19 protein-coding genes are annotated in these 19,710 nt (G+C 60.7%); 14 read left to right on the forward strand and 5 right to left on the reverse strand.

Going from position 1 to position 19,710, the window contains the following annotated elements:
- Window positions 1-65 precede the first annotated feature (65 nt).
- The 3 genes from GVN17_RS08815 to GVN17_RS08825 all read left to right on the forward strand — a co-directional run bounded on the left by GVN17_RS08815 (window position 66) and on the right by GVN17_RS08825 (window position 5,953).
- A complete protein-coding gene (locus GVN17_RS08815; protein ID WP_166594863.1) occupies window positions 66-1,205 on the forward strand; it encodes an efflux RND transporter periplasmic adaptor subunit in 1,140 nt (379 codons plus the stop codon).
- 82 nt (window positions 1,206-1,287) lie between these two features.
- A complete protein-coding gene (locus tag GVN17_RS08820) occupies window positions 1,288-4,464 on the forward strand; it encodes an efflux RND transporter permease subunit (RefSeq protein WP_166594864.1) in 3,177 nt (1,058 codons plus the stop codon).
- 10 nt (window positions 4,465-4,474) lie between these two features.
- Window positions 4,475-5,953 carry an efflux transporter outer membrane subunit gene (locus GVN17_RS08825; protein ID WP_166594865.1) on the forward strand — a complete coding sequence of 493 codons (1,479 nt, stop codon included), beginning with the start codon at window positions 4,475-4,477 and terminating at the stop codon, window positions 5,951-5,953.
- 61 nt (window positions 5,954-6,014) lie between these two features.
- On the opposite strand, the gene GVN17_RS08830 is transcribed toward GVN17_RS08825, so the two are convergent.
- A complete protein-coding gene (locus tag GVN17_RS08830) occupies window positions 6,015-6,455 on the reverse strand; it encodes a TspO/MBR family protein (protein ID WP_166594866.1) in 441 nt (146 codons plus the stop codon).
- Between the two features lie 81 nt (window positions 6,456-6,536).
- Window positions 6,537-6,860 carry a hypothetical protein gene (locus tag GVN17_RS08835; protein WP_166594867.1) on the reverse strand — a complete coding sequence of 108 codons (324 nt, stop codon included), beginning with the start codon at window positions 6,858-6,860 and terminating at the stop codon, window positions 6,537-6,539.
- Between the two features lie 132 nt (window positions 6,861-6,992).
- Between GVN17_RS08835 and GVN17_RS08840 the strand changes: the two genes are divergently transcribed.
- From GVN17_RS08840 to GVN17_RS08855, 4 genes are all read left to right on the forward strand, one after another.
- The gene (locus tag GVN17_RS08840) at window positions 6,993-7,241 is read left to right on the forward strand and encodes a hypothetical protein (RefSeq protein WP_166594868.1); all 249 of its coding nucleotides are present in this window, start codon (window positions 6,993-6,995) and stop codon (window positions 7,239-7,241) included.
- A 19-nt stretch (window positions 7,242-7,260) separates the two neighbouring features.
- Window positions 7,261-7,398, forward strand: a complete 138-nt coding sequence (locus tag GVN17_RS08845) for a hypothetical protein (RefSeq protein WP_166594869.1) — start codon at window positions 7,261-7,263, stop codon at window positions 7,396-7,398.
- Window positions 7,399-7,488: 90 nt separating this feature from the next.
- Window positions 7,489-7,941 (forward strand): thiol-disulfide oxidoreductase DCC family protein, encoded by a 453-nt coding sequence (locus tag GVN17_RS08850; RefSeq protein ID WP_166594870.1) that lies wholly within the window; start codon window positions 7,489-7,491, stop codon window positions 7,939-7,941.
- Window positions 7,938-8,360, forward strand: a complete 423-nt coding sequence (locus GVN17_RS08855; RefSeq protein ID WP_166594871.1) for a DoxX-like family protein — start codon at window positions 7,938-7,940, stop codon at window positions 8,358-8,360. The genes GVN17_RS08850 and GVN17_RS08855 overlap by 4 nt, the downstream gene beginning before the upstream one ends.
- Window positions 8,361-8,509: 149 nt before the next feature.
- Here GVN17_RS08855 and GVN17_RS08860 read toward each other — a convergent pair whose 3' ends face one another.
- A complete protein-coding gene (locus GVN17_RS08860; protein WP_166594872.1) occupies window positions 8,510-8,911 on the reverse strand; it encodes a hypothetical protein in 402 nt (133 codons plus the stop codon).
- 165 nt (window positions 8,912-9,076) lie between these two features.
- Window positions 9,077-10,168: an NADH:flavin oxidoreductase/NADH oxidase gene (locus GVN17_RS08865; protein ID WP_166594873.1), complete on the reverse strand. Its 1,092-nt coding sequence runs from the start codon at window positions 10,166-10,168 to the stop codon at window positions 9,077-9,079.
- A gap of 50 nt (window positions 10,169-10,218) precedes the next feature.
- On the opposite strand from GVN17_RS08865, the gene GVN17_RS08870 reads away from it, so the two are divergent.
- The 5 genes from GVN17_RS08870 (at window position 10,219) to GVN17_RS08890 (ending at window position 16,576) form a co-directional block, all read left to right on the forward strand.
- On the forward strand, window positions 10,219-10,554 hold the full coding sequence (locus GVN17_RS08870) for a helix-turn-helix transcriptional regulator (RefSeq protein WP_178115712.1): 336 nt from the start codon (window positions 10,219-10,221) through the stop codon (window positions 10,552-10,554).
- 527 nt (window positions 10,555-11,081) lie between these two features.
- The gene (locus GVN17_RS08875; protein WP_166594875.1) at window positions 11,082-12,260 is read left to right on the forward strand and encodes a diguanylate cyclase; all 1,179 of its coding nucleotides are present in this window, start codon (window positions 11,082-11,084) and stop codon (window positions 12,258-12,260) included.
- A 175-nt stretch (window positions 12,261-12,435) separates the two neighbouring features.
- Window positions 12,436-12,678, forward strand: coding sequence for a hypothetical protein (locus GVN17_RS08880; RefSeq protein ID WP_166594876.1), 243 nt, complete (start codon window positions 12,436-12,438; stop codon window positions 12,676-12,678).
- A 109-nt stretch (window positions 12,679-12,787) separates the two neighbouring features.
- A complete protein-coding gene (locus GVN17_RS08885; protein ID WP_166594877.1) occupies window positions 12,788-13,786 on the forward strand; it encodes a bile acid:sodium symporter family protein in 999 nt (332 codons plus the stop codon).
- 132 nt (window positions 13,787-13,918) lie between these two features.
- Window positions 13,919-16,576, forward strand: coding sequence for a DUF3616 domain-containing protein (locus tag GVN17_RS08890; protein WP_166594878.1), 2,658 nt, complete (start codon window positions 13,919-13,921; stop codon window positions 16,574-16,576).
- Between the two features lie 101 nt (window positions 16,577-16,677).
- On the opposite strand, the gene GVN17_RS08895 is transcribed toward GVN17_RS08890, so the two are convergent.
- On the reverse strand, window positions 16,678-17,121 hold the full coding sequence (locus GVN17_RS08895) for a hemerythrin domain-containing protein (RefSeq protein WP_166594879.1): 444 nt from the start codon (window positions 17,119-17,121) through the stop codon (window positions 16,678-16,680).
- A 218-nt stretch (window positions 17,122-17,339) separates the two neighbouring features.
- On the opposite strand from GVN17_RS08895, the gene GVN17_RS08900 reads away from it, so the two are divergent.
- Complete coding sequence (locus GVN17_RS08900) at window positions 17,340-18,287, forward strand: aliphatic sulfonate ABC transporter substrate-binding protein (RefSeq protein ID WP_166594880.1); 948 nt, start codon at window positions 17,340-17,342, stop codon at window positions 18,285-18,287.
- 15 nt (window positions 18,288-18,302) lie between these two features.
- Window positions 18,303-19,628: an LLM class flavin-dependent oxidoreductase gene (locus GVN17_RS08905; RefSeq protein WP_166594881.1), complete on the forward strand. Its 1,326-nt coding sequence runs from the start codon at window positions 18,303-18,305 to the stop codon at window positions 19,626-19,628.
- The last annotated feature ends 82 nt before the right edge of the window (window positions 19,629-19,710 follow it).

Here is a 19,710-nt window from a genome sequence, read left to right on the forward strand (position 1 = left end):
TGGATACGGCAGAAGGGGGTGGGCGGCCGTTCGATCTACGGATCATTGACCGACTCGGAGCCCCTATGACAACCCTATTGAAGCCGCGCCTGGCCCTCGTTCTGGCGGGCAGCTGTTTACTTGCCGCTGGCGTGACGTATGGCCTGATGGAACGTACACAGCAGGCGGTCGCACAGGAAGCGCCACATTTGCCGGTGGTCGATGTGGCGGTGGTGAAGCAGCAGAACGTGACCGACTGGCAGTTCTACTCGGGGCGTTTGAGCGCCGTGGAGCGGGTGGATGTTCGGCCGCAAGTCTCCGGCACGCTGACGTTCGTCAACATCCATGACGGGCAGATGGTGAAACAGGGTGACGTGCTGTTCGTGATCGACCCGCGCCCCTATCAGGCGCAGGTGGACCGGGCAAAAGGCGAGGTCGCAGCGGCCAGGGCGCGGATGGCCTACACGCAGAATGATTGGGCGAGGGCGCAACGGCTCCTGGCTGAAAATGCCATCGCCCGGCGCGACTACGACGAAAAAAACAATGCCGCGCTGGAGGCCGTCGCCCATCTGAAAACCGCCGAGGCCACGTTGAAGGCTGCCGAAATCAACTTGGCTTACACCCAGGTTATCGCGCCGATTTCAGGGCGGGTCTCCCGCGCTGAAGTGACGTTGGGCAACCTCGTGCATGCGGGCGCCGGTGCGGAATCGCTGACCACCGTCATGTCCATGGACCCGATCTACGCCGAGTTCAATGCCGACGAACAGACGTACTTGAAATACATCCGCAGCGTAGGCCGCAACGGCAAGGTGCCGGTCGACCTCGGGCTGGGCAACGAGACCGGCTATTCGCGCCGTGGCGTCATTCAATCCGTCGACAACGCCCTCGACACCTCATCCGGCACCATCCGTGTGCGGGCGCGCTTCGACAACGCCGATGGCGCGCTGCTGCCCGGTCTGTATGCGCGGCTCAAGGTCGGGGGCAGCGAGCCCTATCCCGCGCTGCTGATGGACGACGCCGCCATGGGCACCGATCAGGACAAGCGGTTCGCCTACGTCGTCGGCGATGACGATCACGTCGTGTACCGCCAGGTCGTTCTCGGCGATCTGCAGGGCAACGAACGCATCGTCAAGTCCGGATTGAAGGAGGGCGAACGGGTGGTCGTCAGCGGGCTGCAACGGGTACGTCCGGGAGACAAAGTATCTATCGGCACATCGGTGCAATAGCCATGAGTGAACGACATGTCCATCCGCCGTTCGGCCACGCCGGCAACGCTCGATTCCGCACGCTCACGCAGAAGACTGACTCATGAAAATTTCCAACTTCTTTATCGACCGTCCTATCTTCGCAGGCGTGCTGTCGGTGCTGATTCTGCTGGGCGGGCTGATTGCGATTTTCCGCCTGCCTATCGCCGAATACCCCGAGGTCGTGCCGCCGTCGGTGACGGTCAGCACCCAATACCCTGGCGCCAATCCGAAAGTCATCGCCGAAACCGTCGCCGCGCCCCTGGAAGAAAAGATCAACGGCGTCGAGAACATGCTGTACATGCAATCCCAGGCGAACAGCGACGGCAACTTGACCCTCACCGTGACCTTTGCCTTGGGCACCGACCCGGACCTGGCGACCCAGTTGGTGCAGAACCGGGTCAATCAGGCCTTGCCCCGGTTGCCTGAAGACGTGCAGCGCCTGGGTGTCACCACGCAAAAGAGCACGTCCTCGCTGGTGCTGTTTCTGCACTTGGTGTCGCCGAACGGCCGCTATGACAACACCTACCTGCGCAATTACGCGTTGCGCAACGTGAAGACCAGATTCGAGCGCATCCATGGCGTCGGTCGCGTCGACTTGTGGGGCTCGGGTGACTATTCGATGCGGGTCTGGCTGGACCCCGCCAAGGTCGCACAACGCAACCTCACCGCGCTGGACGTGGTCAACGCGATCAAGGAACAAAACATTCAGGTGGCGGCGGGGGCTGTAGGCGCAGCGCCTGCGGCACCGGGCACGGCCATGCAATTGACCGTCAACGCACAGGGTCGCCTGAAAACCGTTTCCGAGTTCGAAGACATCGTGCTCAAGACCGGCGCCAACGGGGCCGTCACCCATCTTCGGGATGTGGCGCGGGTGGAGCTGGCCGCAACGGAATACGGCCTGCGCGCTTTGCTCGACAACCAACCGGCGGTGTCCTTGGCGATTTACCAGACGCCGGGGGCCAACGCGCTGGACATCTCCGACGAGATCCGCGCACAGCTGGTGGACCTGAGCGCTGAGTTCCCGACGGACTTGGAATACCGGCTGGTGTACGACCCGACGCGCTTCGTCAAATCCAGCATCCAGGCGGTCATCCACACCCTGCTCGAAGCCATCGCCCTCGTCGTGGTGGTGGTCATCGTGTTCCTGCAATCGTGGCGCACGTCGTTGATTCCCCTGATCGCCGTGCCGGTTTCGATCATCGGCACCTTTGCGTTGCTGCTGGTGTTCGGTTACTCCATCAACGCGTTGTCGCTGTTCGGCATGGTGCTGGCGATCGGTATCGTGGTCGATGACGCGATCGTCGTCGTGGAAAACGTCGAGCGCAACATCGCCAGCGGACTCGCCCCCCGAGAGGCGACGTATCAGGCGATGCAGGAAGTCAGCGGGCCGATCATCGCCATCGCCCTGACCCTGATCGCAGTGTTCGTGCCGCTGGCCTTCATGAGCGGCCTCACCGGCCAGTTTTACAAACAGTTCGCGATGACCATTGCGATCTCCACCGTCATTTCCGCGTTCAACTCCCTGACGCTCTCACCGGCCTTGACCGCGCTGCTGCTGCGCGGTCATGACGCGCCGGAAGACTGGCTGACACGTGGGATGAACAGGGTATTCGGACGAGGTTTTCGCGCGTTTAACCACGTCTTTCATCGCGGCTCGGAGCGCTATTCGAAGGGAGTGAACGGCGTCATCCGGCACAAGGGCAGCATGCTGATGATCTATGCGGTGTTGCTGGGGCTGACCGTGCTGATCGCCAAGGTCGTGCCGGGCGGGTTTCTGCCGCAACAGGACAAGGAATACCTGGTCACCATCGCCCAGTTGCCGAACGGCGCGTCCCTCGATCGCACCGAAGAGGTGATTCGCCAGATGAGCGAGATCGTCATGCATCAGCCTGGCGCGGCCCATGCCGTGGGCTATCCGGGGCTGTCAGTGAACGGGTTCATGAACAGTTCGAGCGCCGGCATCGTGTTCGTGCCGCTCAAGCCCTTTGCCGAACGTCAGGGGGCCGACGAAACGGCGGCGGCCATTGTCGCGTCGCTGAACCAGAAGTTCGCCAGCATCAAGGGGGCCTACGTCGCGGCCTTCCCGCCACCCCCCATTCTCGGCCTCGGCACCCTCGGCGGGTTCAAGATGCAGCTCGAAGACCGCGCTGACCTGGGTTATGAGGCGTTGGACAAGGCCGCCAAGGCGTTCATGGCCGAAGCCGCCAAAACCCCGGAACTGGGCGGATCACTGAGCAACTACCAGATCAACTTCCCGCAGTTGAACATCGAGCTGGACCGGGTGAAGGCCAAGCAGCTCGGGGTCTCCGTGTCCGATGTGTTCAGCACACTGCAGGTCTACCTCGGTTCGCTGTACGCCAACGACTTCAACGCGTTTGGTCGGGTGTATCAGGTGCGGGTCCAGGCCGACGCGCCTTTCCGTCAACGGGCCGACGACATTCTTCAGTTAAAGACGCGTAACGACCGGGGGGAAATGGTGCCGCTGTCCTCGCTGTTGCACGTGACACCGACGTACGGCCCGGACATGGTCGTGCGCTACAACGGCTACACGGCTGCCGATATCAATGGCGGCCCGGCGCCCGGTTATTCCTCGGGCCAGGCGCAGGCAGCGGCTGAGCGTATTGCGTTACAGGTCTTGCCCCAAGGCGTGAAGTTCGAATGGACCGACCTGACCTATCAGCAAGTGCTGGCCGGTAACGCGGGGCTGTGGGTGTTCCCGATCAGCGTGCTGCTGGTGTTCCTGGTGCTGGCGGCGTTGTACGAAAGCCTGACCCTGCCGCTGGCAGTGATCATGATCGTGCCGATGAGTGTGCTGTGCGCCTTGACCGGTGTGTGGCTGACCCACGGCGACAACAACATCTTCACCCAGATCGGCTTGATGGTGTTGGTTGCCCTGGCATCAAAAAACGCGATTCTGATGGTCGAGTTCGCGCGAGAGCTGGAACACGACGGCTACACGCCATTGCGCGCCGCCATCGAAGCCAGTCGGCTGCGTTTGCGCCCGATCCTGATGACCTCCATCGCGTTCGTCATGGGTGTCGTGCCGCTGGTGTTCTCCTCCGGAGCGGGCGCCGAAATGCGCCAGGCCATGGGCATTTCCGTGTTCTTCGGGATGCTGGGCGTCACCGGTTTCGGCCTGGCGTTGACCCCGGTTTTCTATGTGGTCCTGCGCACGTTGGCAGGCGGCAAGGTCCATGTGGCGCAGAAAGACGCGCCGTCCCTGTCAACGACTGTCTGAGGAACTCACCATGATCGATAGGCTGATACACGGCCACGCCACACGGTGGGCGGCCAGCGCGCTGCTCTTGTTGCTGAGCGCCTGCTCCGTCGCGCCCTCTTATGAACGGCCAGACGTCCGCACGCCCGCGCGCTTCAAAGAGGCTGCGGTGACCGATCGCTGGAAAACAGCGGAACCGGCGGACGACCGGCAGCGGGGTGAGTGGTGGACCCTCTTCAACGACCCGGTGCTCAACGACCTGGAACGCCAGGCCGCCGAGGCCAACCAGAATCTGAAAGCCGCCGCAGCGCGGGTGCTGCAGGCGAGGGCGGAGTCGTCTGCGGCCCGTGCCAGTCGGTTTCCCACCCTCGACGCAGGCTTCGGGCCGACCCGCGAGCGGCTTTCTCCAGCGTCGCAGTTTCAGTCGGACAGCGCCCACGTGCCGACTCAGACGCTATGGCGCGCACAAGCCACGGCTTCTTACGAACCCGATCTGTTCGGCAGGGTGAGTGAAAGCGTCAACGCTGCGGTGGCGGATCAAGCGCAACAAGAGGCGTTGTTTCATTCGGTACAACTGGCGCTCCAGGCCGACGTTGCCCGCAACTACTTTGAACTGCGTGAGTACGACAATCAGCTGCGCCTGTATCAACGCACCGTGGCGCTTCGGGAAGACACGTTGAAATTGGTCGAGGCCCGCTTCAAGGAGGGGGACATCAGTGAACTCAACGATGCCCGCGCCCGCAACGAGCTGTTCGCGGCCCGCGCCGACTCATCGGGTGTGGCGCGGCTTCGTGCCGCGTCCGAACACAGCCTCGCGGTATTGCTGGGACACACGCCTGCTGAATTCGGATTGGCCCCCTCGCCGCTGGAGCCGGTCCGCATGCAGGTGCCAGACGTCATGCCGTCTGAACTGCTGGAACGTCGGCCTGACATTGCCGCAGCGGAGCGGGCCATGGCCGCCGCCAACGCGCGCATCGGCCTGGCGAAATCCGCGTTTTTTCCTCGGCTGGTGATCAATGGTGCAGGCGGTTTCGAGGCGGGCTCACTGGGCAATCTCTTTGACTGGTCCACGCATGCCTTTGTCTTGGGGCCGTTGACCGGCACCGCATTGACCTTGCCCCTTTTCGACGGTGGCCGTCGACAGGCCGACCTCGACACGGCCCGCGCCCAGTATGAAGAAGACGTCGCCCGCTACCGCGAACAGGTGCTGATCGCGTTTCGGGAAGTGGAGGACAGCTTGTCCGACCTTCGGTTGCTGGGAGAGCAGACTCGGGACCAAAGCACAGCCGTCAGCGCCTCGCAGCGCACCGAGCGGCTGTCGAAAAAACAGTACGAGGAAGGGCAGATCAGCTACCTGGATGTCATTGATGCGCAACGTCAAGTGTTGCAGACCGAGCTGCAACTGAGCCGCCTGACCGGTGTTCAAGCGGCGGCAACGGTGAATCTGGTCCGCGCACTCGGTGGTGGTTGGGAGCGAGGCGGTGAGAGTCAGGTGGTGAGAGCAAGGTGATGAGGAGCGAAGCACGCTGAACCGGTCTGCGACCGACGCTCCTCCCGTGCGGTGAAGGGACTTAGCGGTTATGCCGCAAAATCGAGAAATTCAGCGCAGCCGCCACACTCAGCCAGATGAGGTAGGGGAACAGGATCAGCCCGGTGATCAGGTCCACCGGCATTGCCACCACGATCAGCGTGGCAACGGTGAGCCAGAGCGCCGCAAGAATGACCATGCCCGCGACGATGCGATGGGCGCCAAAGAACACCGGCGTCCATAACGTGTTGAGGGCGATTTGAGCAGCCCACAAGGCCAACGCGGTTTGGCTGTCGGGGAGCAACGTCAGTCGATAACCGGCCCAGGCCAGCAACAGATAAATGATCGTCCAGACCACCGGGAACGCCCAGTTTGGCGGAGTGAAGCGGGGCTTTTGCAGGCTTTCGTACCAACTGCCGGGTTTGAAAATCACGCCGGTGCTGGCAGCGGCGGCGCAGGCAATCAGAAAGATATAAAAAGTCATCGAGTGTCCTATGGCGTGAGCGATCGGGTGGGGTCGGTTCTTTGGGATTGGACGCGTCCAGCGGCAAAAGGTCCTGATTGATCACGACTCGGGTGTATTCAACGCCTCGTACCACCCGGCGTAAGGCGTGTTCTTGACCATGCGCCGATTCAAATCAGGCGCTCCGTCGTTCCACCAGACCGGCCCGCGCTCTCCCAAACCCACTTTGGCCGCGTTGACCTGCGCCCGCGCCGCTTTCAGTTGCGCTGAGTCCCGCGACGTTTTCGCGGCTTTGACCGCCCGCCGCGCCGCCATCAGTTCATTCACTCGCTGCTGACGTTGCGCTTCGTCGAGGGCCGGGTTGGAGCAGCGCCACAGCCGTTCCTTGACGACGAAATACCGGCCATCGGGGGTTGTCGGGTACATGCGCGAAGCTCCATGGGTTGAACACGTGGCCAGATCCGGCAAGGGGATTGAACGGGCGACACCGTGCATTTCAGTGAACTTGTGCCGCCGCATCAGGGCCTGATGTTGACAGTCAGCACAGGAGAGACCGTGATGAACACCGATCAATTCAATCAGTACGATGCGGAGCGTCTTCACCAACGCGTGGCGCAGGAGCTCGGCTTGACCAGCGACGAGTTGAAAACCTGGATGATCAATGACATCGAACGCGTCACCGAAGGTGGCAAGGACGTCGGGCACATGGTCGTGTTTCGGGAGTCCACGCCGCCTGAGGTCCTCGACAAGTTGCAGCACCGGCAGAGCGAGTTCACCGCCATGACTGGCGTGATTCCCCACGATTGACCGACAGGAGCCCTCCGCGATGAACCAGCAAAAAACACCCGTGAACGAAACGCCAACGCCACCCAAACAACCTGACGTACCGGCGCACTCGACCGAGGAGGAGAAGGCGCGTCTGAAAGATTTCAATAAAGACGGCATTCCGCCGGGCGTGAGCTGAAGCACCAGGCATTGTCGGTTCTGGCCGCTGGAAGACGTGCTCAGCAACGTCCTACAATGCGGCCATCGTTTTCACACAAAAGGCCCGGCCATGCCTGCCGCTCTGACACGTCCGACTGCTGCCCCTCATCTGGCCCCCGGTGAAACCGTCGTGCTGTTCGACGGCGTCTGCAAACTGTGTAACGGCTGGGCGAAATTCCTCATTCGTCACGATCGCCACAAGCGTGTCCGACTCGCCACCGTGCAATCGCGAGAAGGCCAGGATTTGCTGGCCTGGGCGGGTTTGGCGGTGGACGCGTTCGACACCATGGCGGTCATTCGTGATCAGCACTATTGGGTCAGGTCGGAGGCGTTTTTCGTAGTGGTATCGCTGCTGCCCGCGCCTTGGCCCGCACTCGGGCTGCTGCGAGTTTTTCCACGGGCGCTGCGGGACTGGGCGTACGACCGCATCGCGCTCAACCGCTATCGCTTGTTCGGCAAATACGACGTGTGCCTGATGCCGACCCCGGATCATCAGCAGCGCTTTCTCAAGGCGCAGTCGTGAGCCCTTTGCGTCAGGCCCATTGGCTGGCGCGAGGTGGTCTGGCGTTCATGTTCGCCTACCACGGGTTGGTGCCCAAACTCATCGCGTTAAGCCCGGGCGAGCAGGTGTTGCTGCGCGCTCACGGTCTGGAAGGCGCGCCGTGGTTGTCACACGCCGCAGGAGTTGCGGAGCTGATGCTCGCCGCAGTTTTGCTGCTTGTCCCACGACTGAACTGGCCTGTGATGCTGGCGGCGGTTGTGCTGCTGGGGCTACTGGTGGACGTCGCTGTGATGCAACCGTCCATGCTGGTCGATGCGTTCAACCCGGTCACCCTGAACGTGGCCGGGATGGTGCTGTGTGCGGTGGCGTGGGTGACGCGGCAGGCTCAACACCCAAACGGTCAGAGAACGGGGGACAGCCCGCCATCGACTCGTAAGTGAGTGCCCGTGATGTAACCCGCGAGAGGCCTGGCAAGGCGCAAGGATGCGCCCGCGCACGTTTCGAGCCGGGTGAGGATTTTTTCTTCGGCGGCTGGAGGCGGCATTGAAACGGCAATGCCTCTGAGGTGCAGGCGGTCCATTTCCCGAGGCTAGGCGGCCGGACGTTTGCCCTCAGGCAGTTTGTCGATCATGGCCGCCACTTGCTCATCGATTTCATCGACGGTCCATGGTGAGTCGAGGCACATGACGTTGCTTTCGACGAGGCCATCGTAGTGATCCGCGATGATGAAGGGCAGGGCGGGGTAGTCGCGGGAGAGCGTCGTCGTGAGGTCCGCGCCGTTGAGCACGCCGGGAAGGGTGCCGCTGGCGATGACGACACTGATCGAGGTCTGCGGGTGAGTGATATACGCCCGGGCTTCATTGGCATCGTCAAACGCCTGCACTTCAAGCCCCAGGCTCTGCACCGCTGTCGTAAGGCGCGGCAGCATGGGCGATTCGAAAACGATCACTGCCATGCCGAGGCGGTCTTGCGTGTCCGTAGGCGTTGTCATGTCGCTTCCTCGCTGTGCAGGGTGCGATGAGCATGGCACGTGGAAATGAAAGCCGCCGGATTTTCTCGCTAAAAAAGAGACGTCCTGGCGCGGCGATGGCCGCGTTAAAAAGCGTCTTGAACAATGCATCGAGGACGAGCGTGCACCCGTCCTCGATGAATCAGGTCAGCGATAGCGTTCCAGCCAGTGAGCGTAAGGCGCAGGCAGGGTCCAGGACGCTTTCTCCGCACCCAGTTCCTTGGCGGCGAAATAGGCCCAATGTGGATCGGCCAAGTGCGCACGCCCCACTGACACAAGGTCCAGATGCCCAGACTCCAGCGCGGTCTGCGCCAGCTGTGGCGTGCCGAAACCCCAGGCGGAGGTCACCGGGAGACCGGCTTCGCGGCGAACCCGCTCGGCGATCGGCCCCATGAAGGCCGGGCCCCAGGGAATGTTGGTTTCCGGAATGGTGAAGCCTACGCTGACGCTCAGCAGGTCAAGACCTCCAGCCTTGAAGCGGCGAGCGAGTTCGATGGATTCGGTCAGGGTCTGCTCATCCCGGTCGTCGTATTCGATCACGCCAAAACGTGCCGTGAGGGGCAGGTTTTCTGGCCACACTTCACGCACCGCAGCCAGGGTTTCCAGCAGGAAGCGGCTGCGATTGTCGAAGCTACCGCCGTAAGCGTCGGTCCGTTTGTTGGAATGTTCGGAGAAGAAGCTCTGGGCGAGGTAGCCGTGAGCGAAGTGCAGTTCGATCCATTCGAAACCGGCTTCGCGGGCACGGCGGGCGGCGTTCACGAAATCCTCGCGGACACGGGCGATGTCTGCCAGGGTCATTTCCTGAGGCACTTTTGGCAAGTTGGCACCGAAGGCGACCGGGGAGGGGCCAAGGGTTTTCCAGCCCCGTGGATCGTTTTCGGCCATGTGATCATCGCCTTCCCATGGGCGGTTTGCACTGGCCTTACGGCCAGCGTGGGCAATCTGAATACCGGGTACGGCGCCAGCGGCCTTGATGGCATTGACCATCGGAACAAAGGCTTGCGCGTGCTCATCGCTCCATATCCCGGCGCAGCCAGGGGTGATGCGACCTTCCGGTGACACCGCTGTCGCTTCGACCACGACCAGCCCCGCGCCGCCGCGAGCCATGCTAGCCAAATGCACATGGTGCCAATCGTTGACTACACCGTCGTCGGCCATGTACTGACACATCGGTGGAATCGCGATGCGGTTACGCAGAGTGACGTCCTTCAGGATGAACGGCTCAAATAGAGCTGACATGGGCATTTTCCTCGTGAGTGCTTTTTCGCTTGTTCGATAGTATTCGAAATATGGCGTTAGATGAAACCCCTCGATATCATGCGCACATGCGCGCCCTCAAACATCCCATCCCGTCCGAATTCGCCCTTGAACGCCTGCTTTACGCGTTGAGCGACCCTGTGCGCCTGGACATCGTCCGCTGCCTCGCGGGCGTGAACGAAGCCTCCTGTGGCGATCTGGACGGCGGGCGTCCGAAGTCCAGCATGTCACACCACTTTCGGGTGCTGCGCGATGCAGGCCTGATTCACACCCGCAACGTCGGTACAACCCACATGAACTCGCTGCGCAGTGACGAACTCGATGCGCGTTTTCCGGGGCTGTTGAAGAGTATTCTGGCGCAGGATTGAGCGAGGCTTGTCACGGTTTTTCATGCGCCCTATGCTTGACGTTGTTTGATACCTGTACATCCCTGAGTGCGCCGTCAGCCCCGCCAGAGAAATCTGCCGGGGCTGTGTCATATCTGACTATTGGAGACGGATATGACAAGAGCCCAACGGCGACACGACAACCGTCGCATCAAATCCAAATTTTACGAAATCCAGAAGAGTCGGCCTCATGAATGGCGACAGGATGTGAGCGGGAAAAGCGCTGGTATTTTCGCCAATCATGGCAAGACCTGCTCGTGCTTCATGTGCGGGAATCCGCGGCGGTTCTGGGGTGACCTGACGGTGCAAGAGAAACGTGCGGAATTGTGTCGGGATGTGGATCGGGTTGGCTCTGAAGAGCCAGTAGGCCCCCCAGGGTGTTCCCTCACAAATCCACTCGTCCGCCGATTAACCGTTGGTCATGGCAATATGATTTCACCGCTCTGAAAACCCGCCCCAAACGCTTACAATCGCGCCCTCACACAGCACCCTTTCAGACCAGGCAGTTTATGGCGCTCGACCCCATCACGATGTTGACCCTTTCGATCGCCCTCGCCGCGGCGGCCGCGCTGTACTTGGCCGTGGAGTGGCGGCATGTGCGGGAGCCGTCGTTGCTGTTCTGGAGTGCCGGATTCGCGACGATCACGATTGGCTCGACCCTGGCCTTGCTGCGCAGCAGCGGCATTCTCCTGATCGGCATCTGGTTCGCCAACGGCTTGTTGGTGACGGCGCACTGGCTGTTTTTGCTGGGCGTCGTGCGTTTTACGGAAGGCCGACTGTCGCGGGGCTGGTACGCGATATTCGCCGTGTGGGTGGCGATGTTGCTGCTGCCGGAAGGGCCGTGGTGGTCGAAAACCATGCTCTCGGTGAACTCGTCGCTGGTGGCGCTGATGATGTTCAAGGCCAGCGCCTTGCTTCGGCCCCACGGCAAATCCCTGAGCGTCGGCGCCGGGCAATTGCGGTACGTGCTGCTGGGGCATGGCTTGTTTTATCTGGCCAAGGCGATCACCGGGGCGGTGCCAGGCACGTTGATCGACCTCGCGGCGTTTCGTGGCGAAATCATTCAAATATCCCTGGTGGAAGGGGCGATGGCGATCATGCTGATCGCGCTGTCGATGACCGGCTCCGAGCGCTATCGCCGGGAGAAACGCATAGAGCGCCTGGCCGCCCGCGACCCGCTGACGGCCCTGTACAACCGGCGCGCGCTCGAAGTCCGGGCGCCGCGTCTGCTGGAAGATGTGTCGCCCTCAAGGCCGGGCGCGCTGCTGCTGATCGACATCGACCACTTCAAGTCAGTCAATGACCAGTTTGGTCACATGGCGGGCGACCGTTTGCTGATCGTGCTCAGCGAGATGGTTCGCTCAGTCCTGCCTAATGGTGCGCTGGCGGCCCGGTTGGGCGGCGACGAGTTCGTGATCCTTTTGAGCGACACGTCCCACGAGCGGATCGTCGAACTCGGCAATACTCTGCGCGGGCGCTTTCACGAGGCAGCGGCGCAGTCGTTCGCGACCCCGGAAGCCGTGACCTTGAGCATCGGCGCCAGCCTGTTCGACCAGCCCCCGGCGAGCCTCGCGGCCTTGATCGAGCAGGGCGATGCGGCGCTGTACGAATCCAAGCGCGGTGGGCGCGACAGCCTTCGCCTGGTGAACCGGACCCAGCCGGGCGAAGCCCCGTTGCAGACGCGCTGACGCGCGTTTGAGCGCAAAAATGTCTCCTGTCTGAATCTTGGGCCCTGCCCATGCTTGTGGTCTGAACATTGCTGTAGAGAGGGAGCAGGGCGTCGCGACATCCGAATTTTGACGTTGTGACCGTCTGCGCCCATCCCGCACTTAATGTATCGACGCGCTCCCCGATGAGCGTGTCATGGAGCCAGCCTTGAGTACCCTCTCGGAAATTGCAGCAAATCTGTTGAAGCGTGAACGTATGACTGAGGGTTCCAGCGTGCAGGGTGTGGCGCAGGACGCGATGGGTTGGGAGCAATTGATGGCGCTTTCCAAGGAAAAAGACGTCCACAAGTGGCAAGCCGCGCTGAATGAAATGATCAGTCATGCGCCGGGAAAGCGTCGCGTGACGGTACTGCGTGTGATTGAAGGCGGTTTGTCCTGATCATCCACGCTGTCCGTTGAGCGCTATTCATGGGCTTATTGGCGTTAGCTGGCACTGAAGCAAGGGCGTAGAGTCGCAACACTGTCCTTGCCATGACCGGATTTCGCCCATGAGCCGCCCCCGTTTCCTACCCGACAACTTCACCCTGACCCTCGTGGCGGTGGTGATCATTGCCAGTTTTCTCCCTGCCACCGGCCAGGTTGCGGTGGGGTTTGGCTGGCTCACCAACATCGCCATCGCGCTGTTGTTCTTCCTGCACGGCGCCAAGCTGTCCCGTGAGTCGATCATCGCGGGCGCCGGGCATTGGCGTTTGCACCTGCTGGTGTTCAGCCTGACCTTCGTGGTGTTTCCCTTGCTCGGTCTGGCGCTCAAGCCCGTGCTGTCGCCGCTGATTGGCAAAGACCTCTACATGGGCATCCTGTATCTCTGTGCGCTGCCGGCCACCGTGCAATCGGCGATTGCCTTCACCTCCCTGGCGCGGGGCAATGTGCCGGCGGCGATCTGCAGCGCAGCGGCGTCCAGCCTGTTCGGCATTTTCATCACACCATTGTTGGTCACGTTGCTGCTGAACGTGCACGGCGATGGCGGTTCCACCGTCGATGCGATTGTGAAGATCAGCATTCAGTTGCTGCTGCCGTTCGTGGCCGGTCAGATCGCTCGTCGCTGGATCGGCGAATGGGTCGGGCGCAACAAGGCCTGGCTGAAATACGTCGATCAGGGTTCGATTCTGTTGGTGGTGTACGGCGCATTCAGTGAGGCCGTGAACGAAGGCATCTGGCACAAGATCCCGGTCTGGGACTTGGCGGGATTGGTGATCGTGTGCTGCGTGGTGCTGGCACTGGTGCTGATGATCTCGACGCTGCTGGGCAAACTCTTCGGTTTCAGCATCGAAGACCGCATCACCATTCTGTTCTGTGGCTCGAAGAAGAGTTTGGCCACGGGCGTGCCGATGGCCCAGGTGCTGTTTGCGGGCAGCACCATTGGCGTGTTGATTCTGCCGTTGATGTTATTCCACCAGATTCAGTTGATGGTCTGCGCGGTGCTCGCCCAGCGTTATGCCAAGCGCCACGAGTCGGTGCCAGAGATGATGGCGCGGGTCGATCCTTGAATCTGTCATGAACAATGAAAACAGGATGCTTTGTTGCGTCCTGTTACACCCCCGTATCTGCGCTGAAACATTTTGGTAAACCTCAGTTGTTAACGTCCCGGTTCATTTTGATATCACTGCGGACGTCTTCTCATGGCTACCACACTCGAAACGGTTACTTCCTTCTATAAAAATATTCTCGGCCGCGACGGCTCCAGCAGCGAAGTCGCTTATTGGGTCGGGCGTATCGAGAGCGGAGCAGAAACCGTGGCTGACGTGGTATCAGCCTTCACACTGTCCAACGAAGCCGCCACCAACGTCGCGCCGATCGTCAATTTGTACTTCACAGCGTTTGGTCGGGCGCCGGATGCAGCGGGCCTGCAATATTGGGTGAGCGCTCAGAAAAGTGGATTGAGCCTGGGCAACATTGCCCAAGCGTTCACGCAGTCCCAGGAATTCGCCCAGACAGCCAGCGCCGACAACACCGCATTTGTCACCTCACTCTACGAACACGCGCTTGGCCGCACCCCGGAGGCAGCCGGTCTGAACTACTGGGCCGAGCAACTCGCCAACGGCTTGAGCCGTGACCAACTGCTGGCGTCGGTGAGCGGTTCTCAGGAAAGCCAGACCACCACAGGCGTGAAAGCCCAGATCGTCCTGACCTACAACGGCCTGCTGGGCCGCTCGCCGACCGAAACCGAAGTGCAGAGCATCATCCAGAATCAGAGCGGCAAGTCGCCGATCGAGTTGATCAAAGACACGGCTAACACGCTGATCAGCACGGGTGGTACGGCCCCAACCACCCCCACGACCCCGACCACGCCCACAACACCGGCCGAAGCGATCTTTACCCCGCAGAAGGGCAGTACGCTCGGTTCGTCCGACGCTTCCGGGGCCGTCGCGCTGGACAGCAAATACATGATCGTGGGTGACGACGAGTCCAACGTGTTGAGGGTTTACGACCGTTCAGGCGGTGACGCTCTGGTGGAGTGGGACTATGGCGACGCCACCGGGAGCACCGGCGAAGTCGACATGGAAGCCTTGACCATGGTGGGCAACATTCTTTACGTCACCGGCTCCCACAGCAACACCAAGAAAGGGCTCGATGCCGACAGCCGCGAAATCCTGTTCAGTGTGAAAGTAACCGGCACGGGCGCCGCGACGAAATTCGAATACCAAGGCAAGTACACTGGCTTCGAAGCCGATTTGGTGGCATGGGACAACGATGGTGCGAATGGCAAAGCCCCAGGTTATTTCGGGTTCGCCGCATCGTCGGGCGCAGGTCTTGCGCCGGAAAACACCAACGGTTTCTCGATCGAAGGCATGACCACCTCCGTCGACAACTCCGAACTGTGGCTGGGTTTCCGAGCGCCGCAAACCGACACCGTCACCCGCGACAAGGCGTTGATCGTGCCTGTAACCAACTACAAGGCCTTGCTGGCCGATCCCAACGTCACGCCAACGTTCGGTGAGGCCATTGAACTCAACCTCGGCGGTCGCGGCATTCGCTCCATCGACAAGGCCAAGGATGGCAGCGGCTACCTGATCATCGCAGGCCCGTCGGGCGGTGCGACTGATGAAGTGACCAACGACTTCCGTTTGTATACTTGGGACGGCAAGGCCGAAGATGCGCCGGTCGAGTTGGACAACAATCTCGACGCCTTGTTGAAGGCCACCGGTGGCAGCTTCGAATCCATTGTGTCGCCTGCGAGCATCAAACCAGGCACTCAGATTCAACTGCTGCAAGATAATGGCGACACCGTCTGGCCGGGTCAGACTCAGGCGTCGAAAGACCTGCCGAAAGTGGATCAGCAGTTCAAGGGAAACCTGATTACGTTGGGTTCGCCGGTGGAAGATCTCACTGCGCCGACGTTGGTGGCGGCTTCACCTACCGACAAGAGTACGGGTGTAGGAGTTGGTAGCTCGCTCTCACTGACCTTCGACGAGGGCGTGGCGTTCGGCACGGGTACCATTGAATTACAGCTCGCCGACGGTACTCCAGTGCAAAGCTTCTCTGCAAAAGATCCAAGTGTGAAAGTCGACTACAACAAAATCACTCTGCAGCCGACCAATAAACTTTTGTTCAACAAGGATTACAAGCTGGTATTGAGTGGTGATGCGGTGATCGATCACTCGGGTAACGCGCTTTCGGGCAAAACTATTCAGTTCACTACCGGTGAGGCCCCCCATTACAACGTGCTCATCACAGAGGTGAATTCCAGCGCTGACGGTGGCGACTTCTTTGAGATTTTCAACTACGGCCCCGATACGCTCGACCTGAGTGGCTGGAAGATGAATGACGAAGCGGGGACCTTCTCTGACGCTACGCCGTTGCCTGCAAATCTGAAATTGGCATCCGGTGAGACCCTTGTCGTCGCCGATGTAAAGAGCTCGGATTTCGCTGCATTCAAATCTGCATGGGGTTTGGCCGACTCCCCAAATATCATCAGCATCAAAGGTCCTGGCTTGGGCAAAACCGATGCTGTAGTGCTCTTCGACGCCAATGGCAACGTCGCAGCCGCGTTCAACTATGATTCCGTCAGTGTGACCGCGAGCGACGGCACGGTTATCAAGCAAGCGCTGGCGACAAACGGATTTGTTGATGGCGAGCATGCCGGCCCTGCGTATGGTGGCGTCGCGCAGACATCCGCCGTTTGGGATGGCGTTTCTACAGCCGATCCGCATTACGTGGGAGCGGTGGTAGGGGATTTGGGTGCATATGCGCAGGCAGGGGGAATAGGTTCGCCCGGCGTTCCTAATATCGTGCTAACCGGTTCAAACCAAGCTCCTGTCGATCCATCGACCTTGTAATCCGACCTTGAACTGACACGCCATAGCCGCTTTGAGTACATGCCCACGAGCGCTATGGCGTTGTCAGTGCCGAGCAAGAAAATCGGAGGTTTATATGCAGCCTACTCTTCGTCCAACTGACTCTCGTACTCCTTCTTGTACGCCCCCGCCAACGACTCCTTCTGCTTGTCATCCAACAGCTTCCCGGCCATCTGGAAGAACTTCTGCTCTTCCTCCTTGAGATGGTGGTGCACCTTCTCTGACAGCTTCTTCGCGGTCGCCAACCAGGCCGGGCTGGACATCTCTGTGTCGTCCAGTTCTTCCATCATCTCGTCCATTTCATGGTGTTCGGAGATGGCGTGGCGGCTGAGGTCGACGCCGTTGTCGAACTCCATCAGCGGGATATAGAAGAAGCGTTCTTCCGCCGTTTCATGGGCCTGCAACTCCGCTTTGAGCTGCTCATACGCCTCGACCCGTTCCTTGCTGTCACCGTGGGTCTGAATCAGGGCGTCCGCATAGCCGCGTTGGCGGTCGTGGCTTTCTCTCAGGGCTTCGAAGATGTTCACGGTGTCGTCCTCAATGGATACGGGGTCAGTACTTAGTGCTAGACCTCCGTCCATGAACGAGCGTTCAACCGAGGTTATCCGGTGCGCGGGGCATAAGCTTAGATCCATACGTTTCTTTCATAATTCTCAGCAGTTTTTATAATCAAACCGACTTTATTCCGCTGCGCTCATGCTTTTCAGATATGAGCGTCCCGATCACCGCCCTCCCTAGGATCGCCATGTCCGTTCGCAAACATTTCGTTGCCGCCGCTTTGCTGCTGGCGACTGTCACAGCCCATGCCGATCAAGTCATCAGCATCGGCTACCAGCGTTCCTCGACACTCTGGCTGTTACTGAAGAACGACGGCCAGCTCGAACAGCGCCTCAAGCCGCTGGGCTTTACCGTCAACTGGCATGAGTTCAGCAGCGGGTTGTTGAGCGCGATGAACGCGGGGAGTGTCGATCTGCACGCCGACGTCGCCGATGCCTTCGCCTTGTTCACGCAAGCGGCGAACACACCGTTGACCTATTACGCGCGTGAGAATCCTTCGCCGACTGCGCAGGCAATCATCGTTCAGGACAGTTCGCCGATTCATAGCGTCGCTGACCTGAAGGGCAAAAGCGTGGCGGTTTCGAAAGGGTCGGGCAGTAATTTTCTGCTGATCTCGGCGTTGAAGAAAGCCGGTTTGACCCTGGCGGATATCAAGCCGGTCTACCTGGAAGCGCCGGATGGCGTGGCGGCATTCTCCAGCGGCAACGTCGATGCGTGGGCCATCTGGGACCCGTTCCTGGCGACGCAACAACGTGAACACCATGTTCGGGTGCTCGCCGACGGGACCCACGATGTCGCCAACTACAACCGTTTCTATGTCGCCAATACGAGTTTTGCCAAGGCTCATCCGGAGGTGTTGCAAGTGGTGTTCGACACGCTTCACGACGCCGGGCAGTGGGTCAAAGGCCATCCGCAGGAAGCCGCGAAAAACCTCGCGCCGCTGTGGGGCAACATCCCGACGGAAACCGTGGAACTGGCCAACAGCCGCCGCAGTTACGACATCGTGCCCGTCAAGATCGACCAATTGGCCGAGCAGCAGCGCATCGCCGATTACTACTACGAAGCCAAATTGATTCCGAAACCGCTGAAGATTTCCGACATCGCGGTGTGGGTTCCGAAAGCCAAGTCCGAATAAGACAGGAGCGCGTTCATGAGTCGCCAAATTCACCTCTCTGCGTTCCTGCTGACCGGGCCGGTCATTCACAGCCATGCGGCCTGGCGTCATCCGGAAACCATTGGTAATTACCTCGATCCCGAGTACTACGCACGCACCGCCCGCGTCGTGGAAGAGGGGCTGTTCGACTTCCTGTTCTTTGCCGACCGGCTGGCCGTGGGCGATCAGATGGGCGGGTCGCGCGACCTGGCATTGCGCTATGGTGCGCAGGACGCCACGCGTCTCGACCCGCTGCCAATCCTGTCTTATCTGGTCGGGCAGACGAGCAAGTTGGGCTTGGGCGCCACGCGTTCGACCACTTACTTCGAACCGGCGCACATCGCCCGTGAGTTCGCGACCCTCGATCACCTGTCCAAAGGCCGGGCGGCGTGGAACATCGTGACCTCGATGAACGACAGCGAAGGGCGCTTGTTCGGCAAGGACAAGCACTTGGAACACGACCTGCGCTACGACCGTGCCGACGAGTTCGTGGAGGTCGCGCTGAAGCTCTGGCGCAGTTGGGCACCGGGTGCGTTGAAGCTGGACAGGGAAAACGGCGTGTTAGCCGACCCGGACAAAATTACGTCAGTGCAGCATCACGGCGAGTGGTTCAAGGTCGAAGGTCCGCTCAATATTCCGCGTACGCCTCAAGGGCGGCCCGTGCTGATTCAGGCGGGGTCGTCGGGGCGAGGACGTCGGTTCGGTGCCCGTTGGGCCGAGGCGATTTTCACCATCCATCCGCACCTCAAGGCCATGCAGGCGTTCCGCGAAGACGTGCGCGGGCAAGTCGTGCAGCAGGGGCGCAGCGCCGATAGCTGCAAGGTGCTGACGGCGGTGATGCCGTTCATTGGCGGCACCGAGGCCGAAGCACGGGCCAAGCGCGACAAACACAATGCGTTGGCACGGCCTGAACTAGGGCTGGTGACCCTCGCCTCGCAGTTGAACGTCGACCTGTCGCCGTTTCCGCTGTCGGCCACCCTGGCGGAAATCGCCAAAGCGCCCTCGATTCACCCGGCAGCGGCGGAAAAACTGCTGATGCAGGGCGCCGACACCACCCTCGAAGAACTGGGGCGCATCTTCGCCAGCAGCGTGCGGGTGCCGCAACTGGTAGGCACCGGTGCGCAGATCGCCGATCAACTGGCCGAGATGTTTACCCAGGGCGGCTGCGACGGCTTCGTGATTTCTCCGGCCTACCTGCCAGGGTCATTCAGTGAATTCGTCGAAAGCGTGATCCCGCATTTGCAGCGCAAGGGCCTGTTCCGCACGGCCTATGAAGGTTCGACGTTGCGTGAACATCTGGGGCTCTCCGCGCTGGAGGATTGAGGTCTGAAGTCTCCCTGGTGGTGCAACCCTCAACTGTGGGAGCGAATTCATTCGCGAAAGATGGGTGAGGCGACAGAGATGT

Origin of the sequence: Pseudomonas sp. SLFW, assembly GCF_009905615.1 — a bacterium.
In the GTDB taxonomy this organism is placed as follows: domain Bacteria; phylum Pseudomonadota; class Gammaproteobacteria; order Pseudomonadales; family Pseudomonadaceae; genus Aquipseudomonas; species Aquipseudomonas bambusae.